This window comes from Photorhabdus machadonis (genome assembly GCF_052657765.1).
Genome location: NZ_CP199761.1, coordinates 1,468,022 through 1,484,802 on the forward strand (window position 1 = coordinate 1,468,022; position 16,781 = coordinate 1,484,802).

The 16,781-nt window shown below is 45.2% G+C and carries 17 protein-coding genes; 6 read left to right on the forward strand and 11 right to left on the reverse strand.

Annotation, left to right across the window (positions count from 1 at the left end):
* Nucleotides 1–30: 30 nt before the first annotated feature.
* The 3 genes from ACUN2T_RS07405 to can form a co-directional block, all read right to left on the reverse strand.
* Nucleotides 31–372, reverse strand: coding sequence for a type II toxin-antitoxin system ChpB family toxin (locus ACUN2T_RS07405; protein ID WP_445496918.1), 342 nt, complete (start codon nucleotides 370–372; stop codon nucleotides 31–33).
* On the reverse strand, nucleotides 372–626 hold the full coding sequence (locus ACUN2T_RS07410) for an AbrB/MazE/SpoVT family DNA-binding domain-containing protein (RefSeq protein ID WP_036782605.1): 255 nt from the start codon (nucleotides 624–626) through the stop codon (nucleotides 372–374). Before ACUN2T_RS07410 ends, ACUN2T_RS07405 begins: the two co-directional genes overlap by 1 nt.
* A gap of 290 nt (nucleotides 627–916) precedes the next feature.
* Nucleotides 917–1,570, reverse strand: coding sequence for a carbonate dehydratase (gene can / locus ACUN2T_RS07415; RefSeq protein WP_445496919.1), 654 nt, complete (start codon nucleotides 1,568–1,570; stop codon nucleotides 917–919).
* 188 nt (nucleotides 1,571–1,758) lie between these two features.
* Between can and ACUN2T_RS07420 the strand changes: the two genes are divergently transcribed.
* Complete coding sequence (locus tag ACUN2T_RS07420) at nucleotides 1,759–2,685, forward strand: ABC transporter ATP-binding protein (protein WP_445496920.1); 927 nt, start codon at nucleotides 1,759–1,761, stop codon at nucleotides 2,683–2,685.
* The gene (locus tag ACUN2T_RS07425) at nucleotides 2,682–3,452 is read left to right on the forward strand and encodes an ABC transporter permease (RefSeq protein WP_445496921.1); all 771 of its coding nucleotides are present in this window, start codon (nucleotides 2,682–2,684) and stop codon (nucleotides 3,450–3,452) included. The genes ACUN2T_RS07420 and ACUN2T_RS07425 overlap by 4 nt, the downstream gene beginning before the upstream one ends.
* A 98-nt stretch (nucleotides 3,453–3,550) precedes the next feature.
* On the opposite strand, the gene panD is transcribed toward ACUN2T_RS07425, so the two are convergent.
* From panD to sfsA, 8 genes are all read right to left on the reverse strand, one after another.
* Nucleotides 3,551–3,931, reverse strand: a complete 381-nt coding sequence (gene panD, locus ACUN2T_RS07430; protein ID WP_133814230.1) for an aspartate 1-decarboxylase — start codon at nucleotides 3,929–3,931, stop codon at nucleotides 3,551–3,553.
* Between the two features lie 79 nt (nucleotides 3,932–4,010).
* Nucleotides 4,011–4,865 (reverse strand): pantoate--beta-alanine ligase, encoded by an 855-nt coding sequence (panC, locus tag ACUN2T_RS07435; protein ID WP_445496922.1) that lies wholly within the window; start codon nucleotides 4,863–4,865, stop codon nucleotides 4,011–4,013.
* Between the two features lie 53 nt (nucleotides 4,866–4,918).
* Entirely contained in the window at nucleotides 4,919–5,710 is a 792-nt protein-coding gene (gene panB, locus ACUN2T_RS07440; RefSeq protein ID WP_445496923.1) for a 3-methyl-2-oxobutanoate hydroxymethyltransferase, read from the reverse strand.
* 67 nt (nucleotides 5,711–5,777) lie between these two features.
* Entirely contained in the window at nucleotides 5,778–6,293 is a 516-nt protein-coding gene (folK, locus tag ACUN2T_RS07445; protein WP_445496924.1) for a 2-amino-4-hydroxy-6-hydroxymethyldihydropteridine diphosphokinase, read from the reverse strand.
* A gap of 6 nt (nucleotides 6,294–6,299) precedes the next feature.
* Nucleotides 6,300–7,802 carry a polynucleotide adenylyltransferase PcnB gene (pcnB, locus tag ACUN2T_RS07450; RefSeq protein ID WP_445496925.1) on the reverse strand — a complete coding sequence of 501 codons (1,503 nt, stop codon included), beginning with the start codon at nucleotides 7,800–7,802 and terminating at the stop codon, nucleotides 6,300–6,302.
* A 151-nt stretch (nucleotides 7,803–7,953) separates the two neighbouring features.
* Nucleotides 7,954–8,877, reverse strand: a complete 924-nt coding sequence (gene gluQRS, locus ACUN2T_RS07455) for a tRNA glutamyl-Q(34) synthetase GluQRS (protein WP_445496926.1) — start codon at nucleotides 8,875–8,877, stop codon at nucleotides 7,954–7,956.
* A 27-nt stretch (nucleotides 8,878–8,904) separates the two neighbouring features.
* Nucleotides 8,905–9,360: an RNA polymerase-binding protein DksA gene (gene dksA, locus ACUN2T_RS07460; RefSeq protein ID WP_445496927.1), complete on the reverse strand. Its 456-nt coding sequence runs from the start codon at nucleotides 9,358–9,360 to the stop codon at nucleotides 8,905–8,907.
* Between the two features lie 192 nt (nucleotides 9,361–9,552).
* Nucleotides 9,553–10,263 (reverse strand): DNA/RNA nuclease SfsA, encoded by a 711-nt coding sequence (gene sfsA, locus ACUN2T_RS07465; RefSeq protein WP_445496928.1) that lies wholly within the window; start codon nucleotides 10,261–10,263, stop codon nucleotides 9,553–9,555.
* 91 nt (nucleotides 10,264–10,354) lie between these two features.
* Here sfsA and hrpB point away from each other — a divergent pair, with 91 nt between their 5' ends.
* From hrpB to ACUN2T_RS07485, 4 genes are all read left to right on the forward strand, one after another.
* Nucleotides 10,355–12,796, forward strand: coding sequence for an ATP-dependent helicase HrpB (gene hrpB / locus ACUN2T_RS07470; protein ID WP_445496929.1), 2,442 nt, complete (start codon nucleotides 10,355–10,357; stop codon nucleotides 12,794–12,796).
* 92 nt (nucleotides 12,797–12,888) lie between these two features.
* Nucleotides 12,889–15,351 (forward strand): bifunctional glycosyl transferase/transpeptidase, encoded by a 2,463-nt coding sequence (gene mrcB, locus ACUN2T_RS07475; RefSeq protein ID WP_445496930.1) that lies wholly within the window; start codon nucleotides 12,889–12,891, stop codon nucleotides 15,349–15,351.
* Between the two features lie 538 nt (nucleotides 15,352–15,889).
* Entirely contained in the window at nucleotides 15,890–16,033 is a 144-nt protein-coding gene (locus ACUN2T_RS07480) for a hypothetical protein (RefSeq protein ID WP_445496931.1), read from the forward strand.
* A 48-nt stretch (nucleotides 16,034–16,081) separates the two neighbouring features.
* Nucleotides 16,082–16,759: an O-methyltransferase gene (locus ACUN2T_RS07485; RefSeq protein ID WP_445496932.1), complete on the forward strand. Its 678-nt coding sequence runs from the start codon at nucleotides 16,082–16,084 to the stop codon at nucleotides 16,757–16,759.
* Nucleotides 16,760–16,781: the final 22 nt, after the last annotated feature.

A 16,781-nucleotide genomic window follows, 5' to 3' on the forward strand; every position in this document is an offset into this window, starting at 1 on the left:
TCAGCAGATATCCCTGGTTAATAGCAGAATTTATTCCAATATGCTGGACGCCATGGCTAAAATTTCATTAACGACAAACGCCGGTGCCTCTTCAATTTTTCTTGCTTGTCTTGCATTTAGATTGATGGAACGAATGCCATTCGCTAATAGAATTCCTTGAGTCTGTGTTCCAGTGCCCATCAATGTCACGGCAAAACCTGCAAACCTAGCATAATTTCCTCCTTGTGTTATAAGAATAATAATTGTTAAACCTAATTTGTTAAAATTGTATGGACTTATTACTAAGCATGGTCTTTTGTCACCTTGCAGCTCTTGACCAGCGACTGGGTTTAAGCAAGCCTCAACAATATCCCCTCGTTGAAATATTGCCATTACACTTCATTCCCTACAGGTTTACTGGTATCCCATTCTTTTAAGATTTCAGGCATTGGTGCTTCTGAGTCACATAGAGCAAGTAGATCGGCTAATTTGTACTTGGGACGATGGTTTACCGCAGAGATCACGATTTTCCCTTGTTCTTCAACAATTGATAATTGGTCACCCTCTTTCAGGTGGAGGGATTTCAATAGTTGAGCTGGAATAATAGTACCAACAGAGTTTCCTATTTTTCTGACATGAGTAAGCATAGAACTTTCCTCGCAAGTAACGGTTATCACATTGTTGACACTTTAGAGTGGTTTTGCCTAAGTATCAACATTGTTATTACAGGTAATGCGATTCGATCTCCCATAAAAACGTTCTTTTTATTACCATATGCATACATTCGTAAAATAAAGAAATTAAAATAGATAATTGAGATTTAAATAAGTGGCGATTTAATAAAATGAAAATCTATATGAATCTTCGTTTAATTACACTGTAGAAGAGGTTAAATATAACCTTTTCTACAGCGTATTTTTGTTAGTTATCTGAAAACTTACTTTTTATTCGTCAGCTTGGACACGGTCTGGCGATAGGCAAGTTCCAGTTTTTCACGACTGTCAGCTGTCACTTCGAGATCCTGCAATTGACCATTATGGATACCGTAAACCCAGCCGTGGATCATCACTTTCTGTCCCCGTTTCCATGCTGCTTGCATAATAGTTGAGTGACCAAGGTTATAGACTTGCTCGACAACGTTGATTTCACACAGGCGGTTCAGGCGCTCATTGGGCGGTAATTCACCCAGCATAGAGCTATGTTTATACCAGATATCGCGGATATGCAGCAGCCAGTTGTTAATCAATCCCAACTCGGTGCCATCAATTGCGGCTTCGATACCGCCACAGCCATAGTGACCGCAAATAATGATATGCTCCACTTCCAGTACGTCGACTGCGTATTGAATAACGGAAAGACAATTTAAGTCAGTATGGATAACCAGGTTTGCCACATTTCGGTGAACAAACAGATCACCGGGGGCGGCATCAATTAGTTTTTCTGCGGGTACTCGGCTGTCTGAACAACCAATCCACAAGAAATGGGGTTTCTGAGACTTCGCTAATTCTTTGAAAAATTTTGGATTTTCTTCGTTAACCGATTCTGACCACTGCTTGTTATTGGCAAGTAACTCTTCTATTTTTTTCATCATGGTGAATAGCCTGATAGTGTTTATTTAAGATAGAATCATATACAACATCAATTGAAATTTTAATATTTTATTGTTGTTTGTTTTTCAACTTTCTCCTGTTTTTGCAAAAAAAATCAGGCAGGGAAGGCGCATTATATTTTCATATTGCACGCAAAAGCGGCCATGATAATAAAGGTGTTTTTTAATTTATGACTTATGCATTGGAATTAACGCAGCTTACCAAGACTTACGCTGGTGATGTTAAGGCGCTGCGTGGGATTGACCTGAATGTGGAAGCAGGAGATTTCTACGCGTTATTGGGTCCGAACGGTGCAGGGAAGTCCACCACAATCGGCATTATCAGTTCTCTGGTAAACAAAAGCAGCGGTAAGGTTAAGGTGTTTGGCTACGATATTGATACAGATATTGTGAACGCTAAACGCCAGTTAGGCCTTGTTCCGCAGGAATTTAACTTTAACCCGTTTGAGACGGTGTTGCAGATTGTGCTCAATCAGGCGGGTTATTACGGTGTACCGCGAAAAGTGGCTCAAGCCAGAGCAAAAACGTATTTGTCAAAATTGGAGCTGTGGGAAAAACGCGATCAACGGGCGATCCGCTTGTCTGGTGGCATGAAACGGCGCCTGATGATTGTACGTGCTTTAATGCACCAGCCTAAATTATTAATCCTTGATGAACCGACAGCGGGTGTCGATATTGAGCTGCGTCGCTCTATGTGGAGTTTTTTGAAAGAATTGAATGCACAGGGAACAACGATCATTCTGACTACGCATTATCTGGAAGAAGCAGAAATGCTGTGTCGCAATATTGGTATTATTCAACATGGTGAACTGGTGGAAAATACCAGTATGAAAAACCTGTTAAGTCAGGTGGAATCTGAAACGTTCTTCTTCGATTTGGCAACGAAAAGTCCAGCACCTGAACTTGCCGGATATAATTACCGGGTGATAGACACATCGACTTTGGAAGTCGATGTTCAGCGTGAACAGGGGTTAAATGGTGTGTTTACCCAGTTAAATGCTCAGGGAATTCAAATCCCAAGTATGCGTAATAAAGCGAACCGTCTGGAAGAGTTGTTTGTCAGTTTGGTGAATAACAAACAAGGAGATCGTAAATGATTCAGTTGTACTGGGTGGCGCTAAAAACGCTCTGGATTAAAGAAATTACCCGTTTTGGTCGTATCTGGGTACAGACTTTGTTACCACCGGTTATCACCATGTCACTCTATTTTGTTATTTTCGGTAGTTTGATCGGTTCGCGTATTGGCAAAATGGGCGGTGTGGATTATATGCAGTTTATTGTCCCTGGTCTGATTATGATGGCGGTGATTACTAACTCTTATGCCAATGTTTCTTCTTCTTTCTTTGGGGCGAAATTCCAGCGCAGTATTGAGGAATTATTGGTAGCACCGGTGCCAACACACGTCGTTATTGCAGGTTTTGTTGGTGGTGGTGTTGCCCGCGGTGTTTGCGTCGGTATTCTGGTGACACTGATTTCTCTGTTTTTCGTTCCGCTTCATATTCATGCGTGGTGGATGATTGTTGTCATTTTGCTGATGACATCAATTCTGTTCTCGCTGGCTGGTTTATTGAATTCGATTTTCGCTAAGACATTTGATGATATCAGCATTATTCCGACCTTTGTATTAACGCCTCTGACTTATCTTGGCGGGGTATTTTATTCGCTCACATTATTACCGCCATTTTGGCAAGCCGTTTCCAAATTAAACCCGATAGTTTATATGATTAGTGGTTTCCGTTATGGTTTTCTGGGAATTACGGATGTTTCTTTAACAGTAACGTTGGGTGTTTTGGCTGCGTTTATTGCGGTTTTTTATTTTGTCGCCTGGTATTTGATTGAAACAGGGCGGGGATTGAGGACTTAATTTGTAGGTTATTCTGTGATTAAGTGGTGGTGATGGGTAGGGGAAGTTTATTTATAATGTCTTCACGACCTACCCATGATTGATCATGTGGTTTGTATTCAGGCCACTTGAACCGGAACGGCCTTGGCAATACGGCTCATAATATTATCACCGTCAAAGTAAGCCATATTAGGCTTATGATGACGGGCATCTTCGTCAGAAATTTGTATATATGAGCAGATAATTAGTTTATGACCTACCTCAGCACGGTGAGCCGCTGCGCCATTGACTGAAATGATTCTGGAACCACGTTCAGCGGCAATAGCATAAGTGGAAAAGCGTTCGCCGTTATCCACGTTATAGATATCAATGGCTTCATATTCCAGAATACCGGCGGCATCCATAAAGTTCTGATCAATTGCACAGGAACCTTCATAATGCAGATCTGCCTGAGTGACTTTCACTCGGTGCAATTTCCCTTGTAGCATAGTGCGCAACATGGTTTTCTCCTGATTTGATGACAACTTAGAACCTGTTATTTTATTTTTCTGCGCCAATAACGTTTGACAGAACAGACTATTATTGAGTTAAATCGACCTGCTGATTATCGATCAATCGGGTTTGCCCTAACCAAGCGGCCATCAGAATAACCGCGTTTTTACTTTCGGTATTCAACGGTGCCAGAGTTTCGGCATCACGGATAAACAACTCGTCAGGCATAAAACCCGTTTCACGTAGCTGTTCGGCAGCTTGGGTGAGCAATTGTTCCGTGTGGCGTTCACCTTGTGCCATTTTTTCAGCGATAGATTTCATGATCTTGCTGAGTTCTGGCGCAATTCTATATTCATCGGTTGTTAAATTGCTATTACGCGAACTCAGCGCCAGACCATTTTTGTCGCGTACCGTCGGCACTGAAACCAAAGTAATATCATAAGCCAGATCGGCAAGCATTTTGCGGATAAGTTGTAATTGCTGAAAATCTTTCTCGCCAAAATAGGTTAAATCCGGTTGCACCAGATTGAACAGTTTGCTCACCACGGTTGAAACACCACGGAAATGACCAGGGCGGCTGGCACCTTCCAGCATGGTAGAAAGTTCAGGGACTTCAACATATGTCTGATGTTCCATACCATTAGGGTATATTTCTTGATCGGAAGGGGCAAAGACCAGATCGACACCATGTTGGTGAAGTTTCTCACAATCTTTTTGTAAGGTACGCGGATACCTTGCCAGATCATCCTGACGATTAAACTGCATCGGGTTAACGAAGATACTGACAATGACAATATCTGCCTGCCCTTTGGCCTCATCAACTAATGTCATATGGCCGTCGTGCAGGTTACCCATTGTTGGTACCAGTGCAATGCGTTTCCCTTCCTGACGCCAGCGGCGGATTTCACGGCGTAGAATCGGTACTGTTTCGACAATCAGCATTGCTTAATACTCCTTAATGTGTTCAAAGCCTTCGGGCTAACAAGGGTAATTTATTAATTAAATGAGTGTTCTTTCCCAGGGTAGGTGCCGCTTTCTACCTGTGCTTTATACAGGCGGATGGCGTCACGCATATTTCCTGCTTCTTCAAGGAAGTTTTTCGCAAATTTAGGTGGTCTGGCTGTAATTCCCAGTGCGTCATGCATCACCAAAACTTGTCCGTCAGTCATATTACCGGCACCAATACCAATCACCGGGATTTGTAGTTCATCGGTAATACGTTTAGCTAATTCAGTAGGGACACACTCCAGCACCAGCAATTGTATGCCCGCTTGCTCCAGTGTAATCGCATCTTTTATCAACTGATTAGCCGATTTTTCATCACGTCCTTGGACTTTATAACCCCCAAGAACATGAACAGACTGAGGCGTTAGCCCCAGATGAGCGCAAACAGGTACGGAACGTTCGGTAAGCATCTTAATGGTATCGCTCAACCAGCTGCCGCCCTCAATTTTCACCATGTTAGCTCCGGCACGCATAAGTTTGGCGGCGTTTTCACAACTTTGTTCCGGTGTGGCATAACTCATGAAAGGCATATCGGCAATAAGGAAAGTATAGGGCGCACCAGCACGGACGCAACGAGTGTGGTAGACAATATCTTCGACAGTCACTGGGATGGTGGTATCAGCCCCTTGTAATGTCATACCCAGTGAGTCACCAACCAGCATGACATCAATACCTTGCCCGGCAAATAGCTGGGCAAAGCTGGCGTCGTAAGCGGTAATCGTCGCGAATTTACGTTTTTCTTTTTTGAGCTGATTCAGATCAGCCATGGTGATGGGTTTCATTATCTATCTTCCTCCTGCAATTTTTCTTGTTATAGACAGAAATCGGCCACGGACTGAACTGAGATCCTTATCTGCAATGATTAGGATCTGAGGGCTGTGACAACTGCCAGAGTACCAGGCCGTTTTCCGGGATATGTTTCAGTCTTTCAGATAAAGCTTCCCCATCAGGAAATACCAAGTCAGGGGCGATTTCAGCCAACGGGTAGAGCATGAATTCGCGTTGTTTCAGTCCGTAGTGGGGCACGGTTAAGCGTTCGGTATTTATCACCTGATCACCAAATAACATGATATCCAGATCAAGTGTCCTTGGCCCCCAACGTTCATCTTTTCTTACTCGTCCCTGAGCCAGTTCAATCGCTTGAGTGTGATTGAGCAGCTCTTCCGGTGCTAGCGTGGTTTCCAGTGCTACCGCCATATTCAGAAAGTCAGGCTGATTTTGTGGCCCCATCGGTTTAGTTCGATATAACGAAGAGCTGGCAATAAACTCTGTTTCCGGTAAATCGTTTAATGCAGCAAGTGCATTTTTTACTTGCTGCACAGGTTCTGCCAGGTTGCTGCCAACAGCGATATAAACATGGGTCATGATGTATCAGCTGTCCCTGCTCAGTCTTGATTTATAGTGGCGGCGTGGTCGTGTGCGACGACGGACAATATCGCTGCCCAGCTCAGAAATCATGCTCCGTTGTTGTGATGCGTTGGATTGTTGAAATTCTCCCCACCAATGAGCAAGGTCTTTTAGCTCATTACGGCTTTCGACATTGGCACGCAGTTCCAGCAGGTCATAGGCGGCACGGAATTTAGGATGTTCCATCAGTTTGTTTGCGCGTCTACCATGGCGGCGCGGCAGACGTAACTGTAATTGCCAGATATCACGCATGATGGTTGTCAGGCGTTTAGGAATGGCGATAGAGTGGCACTGTTCGTCCAGAATATCATTCATCGCCAGGGCGAAGGAGTCGTAGTAAGTCAGACCACTTTCCTGAGACAGCTTTTCTGCATGTTCAACCAATGGATACCAAAGCATCACAGCGAACAGAAACGCGGGATTAACCCGTTTATCATTTTGTAACCGATAGTCGGTATTCTGCAAAACCTGATTGAGCATACATTCCATAGGCGAATCGTTATTTTCGGTGAAATAGCGTTGAACCAATGGGAATAGCGGTTGAAACAGGCGGTATTCGCGCAGAAGTTTATAAGTGCTGTAACCTTGACCTGTTTGCAACAGTTTTAACGACTCTTCAAACAGACGGGCTGGTGGAATATTACTCAGCAGAAAAGCCAGACGGGAAATAGGTTCGGCGGTATCTTCGCTGATTGTCATATTCAGTTTGCTGGCGAAACGGACTGCACGCAGCATTCTGACCGGATCTTCCCGATAACGGGTTTCTGGATCGCCAATCAGACGGATAACACCGGTTTCCAGGTCATGAAGGCCACCGGCATAATCACGCAGAGAGAAATCGTTGATGCCGTAATAAAGGCTGTTAATGGTGAAATCACGGCGCATAGCATCTTCTTCAATTGAGCCGAAGATGTTATCCCGTAACAACATACCACTCTGAGCCTGTTGTGACTGATTTTTATCATCAGAATCAGTCTGTTCATGTGGTCCACGGAATGTTGCGACTTCAATCACTTCCGGGCCAAACATAATATGGGCTAAACGGAAGCGGCGTCCAACCAGGCGGCAGTTGCGAAATAACTTACGAACCTGTTCTGGTGTTGCATTGGTTGCAATATCAAAATCTTTCGGTTGTGTGCCGAGTAGTAAGTCACGGACACCACCGCCGACCAGATAAGCTTCAAAGCCGGATTTATTTAAACGGTAAAGCACTTTCAGGGCATTTTCACTGATATCTTTGCGGGAAATATTATGCTGCTCCCGTGGAATTACCGTTATTGGTAAATCTAAATGAAGATTTTCCTGCTCAACCTCCCTTTGTGTTTTCACGTTGGATGAGGACTGATGGGGATTTTGGCGATTAGAGTGAAGAGTTATGTACTCTTCCTGAGTAGAACGGTCAGATATGGTGACTGGCCTTTCACTGGTTGCCTGTAGCTCGCGGTTAATTTTCCCCTCGCGGATCAATAAATTACGGCAGAAATTTGCTACTCGGTTAAAAATGGTACACCTCGATAAGTAACTGATCATATAAAACGAATAAAAAACAGCAGCTAATCATAGCCTACTGTGTATTTTTTGAGAATGGTTGTTATGACTAAGCTTAACTTTATTCACGTTACCTGTATATTTTACCTTGCCGTGGAATTCGATCCAGATCCCAATGTGCTGTTGCTTTTTGCAACAATTGATCGCGGGAAAGATCCTGCCAGTTTTTTATGACAGGCTGATTAAGGAAAGATAACGCTTCAATCAATAACGGCCGGGGATCATCCAATGGGATTGGCTGGGCGTGATTCTGTTTAGAAAGTTTATTGCGGTCCTTATTCAGAACCAGTGGCAGGTGAATGTAATCAGGTGGTTCGAGATTTAATTGCTGATAAAGTGCCATCTGGCGGACCGTTGGCTCAATTAAATCAGCGCCTCTGACTACCTCAGTGACACCTTGGTAATCATCATCAATAACAACGACTAAATTATAGGCAAATAGGCCATCACGACGATGAATAATAAAATCTTCTTCAGCCATGATAGGATCGGCGCTCAGGTATCCCTGCAACTTATCTTTAAAACCATAAACAGGGTTGCTTTGTTTTAGCCGGATTGCGGCGTGGTTGATAGGCAGATTCAGTTCACGACAGTTTCTGTCATAAAAACCATTAATTTGCTGAATACGTTGACGGGTACAGGTGCAATGATAGCTTAAGCCCTGTTGTTGCAACTGATTAAGTATATGACGGTAAGCCTCATGGCGCTGAGATTGATAGAGAATCTTATCATCCCAATGTAACCCATAATGCTCAAGAGTGTGGAGAATACGGCTGGCAGCACCGGGAACCTCCCTTGGCGGATCAATATCGTCAATTCGTATCAGCCACTTTCCCTGACACGCCTGGGCTTGCAAATAGCTGCCAATTGCCGTGATTAATGAACCAAAGTGAAGATCACCAGAAGGTGAGGGGGCGAAACGGCCAATATAAGCGCGGGGACGTTCAGGTTTTATCATATGGGGATTAGCGAGGGTTTGTCCATACGGCGCCATTAAGACGCCGTATCAGAACAGCATTAATTAGCCAGCCATCTGTTTTTCACGGATTTCGGCCAAGGTTTTACAATCAATACACAAATCTGCGGTTGGGCGGGCTTCCAAACGACGGATGCCTATCTCAACGCCACAGGATTCACAAAAACCGAAATCGTCGTCTTCGACTTTTTTCAGCGTTTTCTCGATCTTCTTAATCAATTTACGTTCACGATCACGGTTACGTAATTCAAGACTGAACTCTTCTTCCTGCGCTGCACGATCAACTGGATCAGGGAAGTTCGCTGCCTCATCTTGCATATGAGATACAGTACGATCTACTTCATCCCTGAGCTGATTGCGCCATGCTTCAAGAATTAGCTTGAAATGCGCCAACTGGGCATCGTTCATGTATTCTTCACCTAGCTTCACTTGGTAAGGTTCTACCCCAGCGATGGCGAGAATGCTTAAGGACGAGGTTTTACGTTTTTGCCCTTCTTGCATAATACTTCTCCTAACACACGCACTATCAAACGAACCCCTAGCGGGGAAAAAAACAGGCCGCTATAAATAGCAGATGGAGCATGGGTTGGCAATTGTTCCTGCTATTAGTTTCACAATGGTGTGAAGACAACCGTATTAGAATGCCTTTACACCCTGTACAACTTGACTGTAAATATTTGGCCCATCAATAAATTAACGACTTAATACGAAAGCTAACTTATCGTCTAAAACCATCCCTTTTTCTGTAATGCTTGCCTGGTAGCAGATAACTTCGACCCCAGAGTTTCGCGCTTGTTCCAAAAGAGATGAATAATTATGGTCAATATGTGCAGCCGCCTCGACTTGTCTGATGCCGGAGTGCAAAACTGCAAAAAATAAAACTGCTCTTTGCCCTTGTTCCGTTATGTGTTGCAATTCCCGTAAGTGTTTTTGCCCACGGATCGTGACAGCATCGGGAAAATAGCCACAATTTTCTTGGAGAAGTGTCACTGATTTCACTTCAATATAGCAGTTAACTTGCTGTTCTGCCTGTAACAACAGATCTATCCGGCTGCTCTCTTCACCATATTTTACTTCCCGGCTCACTTTTTTGTATTCAGAAAATTCTGAAATCGCATTCTGTTGAATCGCCTCGGCCACTAAATCGTTTGCTCTGAGTGTATTGACACAAATCCAGTGACCATCCTGTGTTTCGGTTAATTCCCAACTGTTGGGATATTTACGCTTTGGATTGTCAGATGTGGAATACCAAACGGTATCTCCTGGCGTAGCGCAGCCAGTCATCGCGCCAGTATTAGCACAGTGGATGGTCAATGTTTCGCCTTCCGGTGTGATGACATCAGCCAAGAAACGTTTATAACGACGAATCAGAGTGGCGGATTGTAAGGGTGGATGGAATTCCATAAAAACTCCTTAATGACTGATGGCATAAGATTGAAGTAGGCAATGCTACAATGTTGGTCGTTGAAAGTTAACTTTCTTTAATGGAGTGTTTGTGTCTTTACTGCCTGTATATGAGGTCGTCGAGTCTGTCCTGAGTGCGCTGAAAAGCTCACAGCAAGTGCTGCTTCATGCGCCTGCCGGTGCCGGGAAATCGACGGGTTTGCCACTGGAAATTCTGAAAAGAGCAGATTTTTCCGGGCGTATCATTATGTTAGAACCGCGGCGGATTGCCGCTCGCAGCGTTGCCAATCGTCTTGCGGTTCAACTGAATGAAAATACCGGTCAGACGGTGGGTTATCGGATGCGTTCAGAAACGAAAGTGAGCAAGGCTACCCGCCTTGAAGTGGTAACGGAAGGTATTTTAACCCGTATGTTACAGCAAGATCCGATGCTGGAAGGTGTTTCATTGGTGATTCTGGATGAATTCCATGAGCGCAGCTTACAGGCTGATTTAGCGCTGGCATTGTTGTTGGATGTACAGGCAGGATTGCGGGATGATCTGCGGATTTTGATCATGTCGGCTACGTTGGATAATCAGCGGCTCTCTTCTTTATTACCTTGTGCGCGGGTGATTATTTCCGAAGGGCGTAGCTTTCCTGTCACCAGAAATTATCATCCTTTACCTGCTCACCAGCCTTTTGAACAGAGTGTCGCCGCTGTTGTATTACGGTTATTCCAGCAAGAGCAAGGTTCTGTGCTGTTGTTTCTGCCGGGGAGTGGAGAAATTCAACGGATATTTGGACTGCTTAAAGGAAAAGTTTCTGCTGATACCGATCTTTGTCCGTTATACGGTGCTTTGTCATTGGCTGAACAGCAAAAAGCGATCGAACCTTCACCGTTTGGTCGCCGTAAAATCGTTCTGGCGACTAACATTGCAGAAACCAGCCTGACGATTGAGGGTATCCGGTTGGTCGTTGATAGCGGCCTTGAGCGTACAACACGTTTTGAACCCAGAAATGGACTAACCCGCTTGATCACTCAACGCATTAGTCAGGCTTCTATGACACAACGGGCTGGCCGTGCAGGGCGGTTGGAAGCCGGAATTTGCTGGCATCTGTTCAGCCAGGAACAGGCAGAAAGAGCAGCAAAGCACAGTGAACCTGAAATCTTGCATGCTGATCTCAGTAGCTTATGGCTCTCCTTATTGCAGTGGGGATGTCGTGACACTTCCCAATTACATTGGCTGGATATGCCCCCTGTGGCGTCGCTGGCGGTAGCCAAATCACTTTTATTACAGTTAGGGGCGGTAAGCCATCACAATCAGTTGACATCCAGAGGCAGGAAAATGGCGGAATCTGGCAGTGATCCGCGCCTTGCCGCGATATTGTGTGCCGGTTTGGAACAGGGAACCGATGCGTTGGCAACCGCCGCTGTGCTGACAGCGATTCTGGAAGAACCGCCTCGTGACGGTCAGGCGGATATCACTTATTGGGTTGAACAGTGTCAGCCTCAATGGTTACGGCGGGCAAAACAGTTAGTCAGAAATATGGGAGGGATTTTTGGAGAGCTTGCCCGTGGAGCAACTGCAATGTTATTGGTTCAGGGTTTCCCTGACAGAATAGCCAAAAACCGGGATAAGCATGGTCGTTTTCAACTGGCTAATGGTCTGGGTGCGATGATTGATTATGAAGAAAAGTTATCCGATGAATCCTGGCTGGTGGCACCTTCGCTATTGCAAAATAGTAGGAATCCTGATGCTCGCATTCTGCTGGCTTGTTCGCTGGATATTGAACAATTGGCACAGCAACAACCGGATTTATTCTGTGAACAGAGTGTCGTTGAATGGGATGACAATAAAGGAACATTGCGGGCATGGAAACGGCTGCAATGTGGGAATCTGGCAGTAAAAGCGCAACTATTGGCAAAACCTTCAGCTGAACAATTACAACAGGCCTTGCTAAACTGGTTACGAAGTGAAGGATTACAAGCGTTGAATTGGTCACCTGAGGCTATGCAATTATGTACCCGTATTCAATGTGCGGCTAAATGGCTGCCTGAAATACAGTGGCCTGCGGTAGATAATGATTCTTTGATGGATGCTCTTGATCATTGGTTAATGCCGTTTCTTATTGGTGTGCGTGATTTGAAAGGTTTGAAACAGATTGATTTGTTGCCGGCATTGGCAAGTTTACTGGACTGGCAACAGCGCCAATGTCTGGATAATGAGCTGCCCATTTATTACACTGTTCCTACCGACAGCCGGATAGCAATCAATTATTTCAGTGATAAACCACCTGTATTATCAGTGCGGATGCAGGAAATGTACGGTGAGCAGCAAAGTCCATCGTTGGCAAAAGGGCGGGTAGCATTGGTGCTTGAATTATTATCGCCGGCCCGGAGGCCATTGCAGATCACGCAAGATTTGGCTGCTTTTTGGCAGGGAGCATACCGGGAAGTGCAAAAAGAAATGAAAGGGCGCTACCCAAAACATCTATGGCCGGATGATCCGGCCAATACGGCACCAACCCGGCGGGTAAAAAAATATTCGCAGTAGAAATTTAACAACTTTCTTGCAGGCGAATAAATTCATTAAAAAAATATGAATACCCATTATTCAGCATTTGAATGGCTTTGGAGAATTTTGGAATGTCTGGTGAAGATCGTCGACCAATCGGACGTAAAGGCAAGAAACCGGTATCCCGTCGTGAACCTCTATCGAAAAGACGGCATCTGCTGGATGATGATGATAATGGCTATGAAGATGAGGAGTACGATGATGAAGAGGCTCAACCGATGACAAAGAAAGGAATGTATTCCCGTCCACCTAAGAAAAAGAGGCGTTGGTTCTGGTTGTTATTCAAGATATTCATTATTTTTGCCGTATTATTGGTGGCTTATGGTATCTATCTGGATGCCAAAATCCGCGATCGCATTGATGGAAAAGTTTGGGAGTTACCTGCGGCAGTCTATGGACGAATGGTCAATCTTGAGCCGGGTATGAACTACAGTAAAAAAGAGATGGTCCATCTGCTGGAAGGGATGCAGTATCGCCAGGTGACGAAAATTACCCGTCCTGGGGAGTTTTCTGTCCGAGGCGAAACCATTGAAATGCTGCGCCGTCCATTTGATTTCCCTGACAGTAAAGAAGGGCAGATCCATGCGCTGTTGACTTTCAGTGATAACCGTTTGGCAGGGATAGAAAATATAGAAAACCAACGTCAATTTGGTTTCTTCCGTCTTGATCCTAAATTAATTACCATGTTGCAGTCACCCAATGGTGAGCAGCGGCTATTTGTGCCGCGCGCTGGTTTTCCTGATTTACTGGTCAATACCTTGCTGGCGACAGAAGACCGTCACTTCTATCAACATGATGGTATCCGTATCCTTTCTATTGGGCGTGCGGTGCTGGCTAACCTGACGGCGGGGCGCACTGTTCAGGGGGGAAGTACCCTGACGCAACAATTGGTCAAAAACTTGTTCCTGACCAATGAACGTACCTTGGTGCGTAAAGCGAATGAAGCTTACATGGCGGTTCTGATGGATTACCGCTACAGCAAAGATCGTATTCTCGAATTGTATCTGAACGAAGTTTATCTGGGACAAAGTGGTGATGAACAGATCCGGGGGTTCCCGCTGGCGAGCCTTTATTATTTTGGCCGTCCGGTGGATGAACTGAGTTTGGATCAGCAGGCGTTATTGGTCGGCATGGTGAAAGGCGCTTCACTCTATAACCCGTGGCGTAATCCGAAACTGGCTCTTGAACGCCGTAATATAGTGCTTAAACTTTTGCAAAATCAGCAAATTATTGATGAAGACCTTTATAAACTACTGAGTGCTCGTCCACTGGGGGTAAAACCGAAAAGTGGTGTCATCACGCCACAACCTGCGTTTATGCAGCTGGTTCGTCAGGAATTGCAGGACAAACTGGGCGATAAAGTGAATGATTTATCTGGTGTGAAAATCTTTACGACTCTTGATCCGGTATCCCAGGATGCGGCTGAAAACGCAGTGGAGGAGGGAATTGCTAACCTGAGAAAAACCCGCAAAATTGCCGATCTTGAAGGGGCAATGGTGGTTGTCGATCGCATTAGTGGTGAAATCAGGGCGATGGTCGGTGGTTCTCAACCGCAATATGCCGGATTTAACCGGGCCATGATGGCGCGCCGCCCGATTGGTTCTCTGGCAAAACCCTCTACTTATCTGGCTGCATTGAGTGAACCTGATCAGTATCGATTGAATACCTGGCTGGCGGATGAACCTCTTTCCGTGAAACAGCTGAACAGCAAGGTTTGGGAGCCGAGAAACTATGACCGCCGCTTCCGTGGGCGTGTCATGTTGGTGGATGCATTGACTCATTCACTGAATATTCCGACGGTGAATCTTGGATTGGCTGTTGGTCTTGATCATGTAAGCAATACACTGATCCGGCTTGGTGTTCCGGTAGACGTTATCCAGCAGGTTCCGGCCATGTTACTGGGTTCTCTCAGCTTGACACCGCTGGAAGTGGCTCAGGAATATCAGACGATGACCAGTGGCGGCAACCGCGCAACGCTTTCTGCGTTACGTTCTGTCATTACAGAAGATGGCACTGTGATATATCAGAGTTACCCGCAGGCTGAACGGGCTGTACCGGCTCAGGCGGCTTACCTGACACTGTATGGTATGCAGCAGGTTGTGGCGAATGGGACTTCTCGTTCTCTGACGGGTAAGTTTGGCCGTTATAATCTGGCAGGTAAAACCGGTACAACCAATGATCTGCGTGATAGCTGGTTTGCCGGGATTGATGGCAAAGAAGTGGTGATTTCATGGGTTGGCCGGGATAACAACGATCCGACGAATCTGACCGGTGCCACTGGCGCGTTAAATGTGTATCGCCGTTATCTGGAAAATCAGACACCGCTGGTGCTGAACAACATTCCACCTGAGGGAATTGCAGAGATGGCGGTTAATCAAGATGGCAGCTTTAATTGTAGCGGTGGCAGTGGCTGGAGAACATTACCGGTTTGGACTTATGATCCACAGAGCTTGTGCCAGCAAACAGCCGTGTCAGAACCTGTTCAGCAACAAGAACAAGCGCCGGGCTGGTTACGGGAGATGTTTGGTCAATGATTAATATTTGATTCAGATTAATGACAAGGTGCTGATCTTTTGGTCAGCACTTTATTTTTGCGTATCTATTAAGTGTCTTGTTGACTCTTTCTTCAATCCATTACATTTTGCTCTAACCGTTTTTCGGCGGCGCGGACATGACGCCAGATAGATTTAAACAGGCTCACCATAAATCAAACATCTTCAATGAATACGGGTATACCAACAAGTTTGGGTCACCATGCTTTTCGCGGGAAGCCCCTTCCTTTCAGGCATAGGTATCTACACATTTATTGAAATCACGAAGATAAGAAGGTAGAAGTGTGGTGTAACCAAAGCACAATCTGTGTAAAACGCGATAGACAAAAATCGACATTGTTTAGCAGATGTTTGAACCGAGCATAACCGCCACTCATGTGGCACTAGACTGTATGGCATCAACGCCAATCTGCTGCTCAGGTGGCATAAGTATCAGAATTGCAGCCTGACGGCCGCAAAAGAGGTTGTTTTAGCATCTGATTAGCATCAGCCATTAAGCAGTTCCAAGGGATTCGTGAATATGATACCCAAGCCAGACAATGCAACAGCACGACAAAACCTGGTGGGAACATTACAACGAAACCCACGGCACAACACCCGGGTACGGTTTACCACAGGAGTACAGATGCCAGCAGGAATTGCTAATGTAAGAGCTAAAAAGTGATCTTATAATGTGGGGCCAAGAACAACTATACGGCAAAAGGGGAACAGTATGCAGCCAACATGGACAGCGGTCGATAATTATCTTAAGCAACATCTAGTGAAACCTGATGTTTTCTTGCAGCAAACACTGGCTTTCAATATCGATCATGGACTACCTCCCCACGATGTATCCCCTCTTCAAGGTCAGTTTTTGGGATTAATGGCGCAGATTTCCGGAGCAAAACAGATTCTGGAGATCGGTACTCTAGGAGGGTTTAGTACTCAATTTATGGCAAGAGCTTTACCAGAGGACGGCAAGTTAATCTCACTAGAAAAAAATGCCGCTTCAGCCGATATTGCTAGACAAAATATCAAGCGCAGCCATCTGGAAGATAAAGTGACCATTATTGTAGGGGATGCTGCGGATACGTTGCCGACCATGGAAGCATGGGTACCGTTTGATCTGATTTTTATTGATGCCGATAAACAAAACAGTCTGCTGTATCTAGACTGGGCGGTAAAACTGAGTCGTCTGGGAAGCTTGATCATTATGGATAACATTGTACGTGGTGGCACGATTATTGATGAGCAACGAGATCCCCACGCAGAGGGTATTCGCCAGGCGCTGAATGCAATCAAAAATAACGATCACCTGAGTGCTACAGCGTTTCAGACAGTAGGAGAAAAAGGGTGGGATGGTTTTGCTCTACTGCGAGTGACTAAGGTACCTACACAGTTAAGAAGTTAATCCCCAGAGAGGGATTCCTGCT

Bases quoted from the DNA above. Each gene is read 5' to 3' on its own strand.
- mrcB (WP_445496930.1), top strand. From the start codon at position 12,889: ATGTCTGGTGAAGATCGTCGACCAATCGGACGTAAAGGCAAGAAACCG.
- ACUN2T_RS07425 (WP_445496921.1), top strand. From the start codon at position 2,682: ATGATTCAGTTGTACTGGGTGGCGCTAAAAACGCTCTGGATTAAAGAA.
- can (WP_445496919.1), bottom strand. From the start codon at position 1,570: ATGATGAAAAAAATAGAAGAGTTACTTGCCAATAACAAGCAGTGGTCA.
- ACUN2T_RS07420 (WP_445496920.1), top strand. From the start codon at position 1,759: ATGACTTATGCATTGGAATTAACGCAGCTTACCAAGACTTACGCTGGT.
- panD (WP_133814230.1), bottom strand. From the start codon at position 3,931: ATGTTGCGCACTATGCTACAAGGGAAATTGCACCGAGTGAAAGTCACT.
- sfsA (WP_445496928.1), bottom strand. From the start codon at position 10,263: ATGGAATTCCATCCACCCTTACAATCCGCCACTCTGATTCGTCGTTAT.
- panC (WP_445496922.1), bottom strand. From the start codon at position 4,865: ATGCTGATTGTCGAAACAGTACCGATTCTACGCCGTGAAATCCGCCGC.
- ACUN2T_RS07480 (WP_445496931.1), top strand. From the start codon at position 15,890: ATGATACCCAAGCCAGACAATGCAACAGCACGACAAAACCTGGTGGGA.
- gluQRS (WP_445496926.1), bottom strand. From the start codon at position 8,877: ATGGCGCCGTATGGACAAACCCTCGCTAATCCCCATATGATAAAACCT.
- folK (WP_445496924.1), bottom strand. From the start codon at position 6,293: ATGACCCATGTTTATATCGCTGTTGGCAGCAACCTGGCAGAACCTGTG.
- ACUN2T_RS07485 (WP_445496932.1), top strand. From the start codon at position 16,082: ATGCAGCCAACATGGACAGCGGTCGATAATTATCTTAAGCAACATCTA.
- dksA (WP_445496927.1), bottom strand. From the start codon at position 9,360: ATGCAAGAAGGGCAAAAACGTAAAACCTCGTCCTTAAGCATTCTCGCC.
- panB (WP_445496923.1), bottom strand. From the start codon at position 5,710: ATGAAACCCATCACCATGGCTGATCTGAATCAGCTCAAAAAAGAAAAA.
- ACUN2T_RS07405 (WP_445496918.1), bottom strand. From the start codon at position 372: ATGGCAATATTTCAACGAGGGGATATTGTTGAGGCTTGCTTAAACCCA.
- ACUN2T_RS07410 (WP_036782605.1), bottom strand. From the start codon at position 626: ATGCTTACTCATGTCAGAAAAATAGGAAACTCTGTTGGTACTATTATT.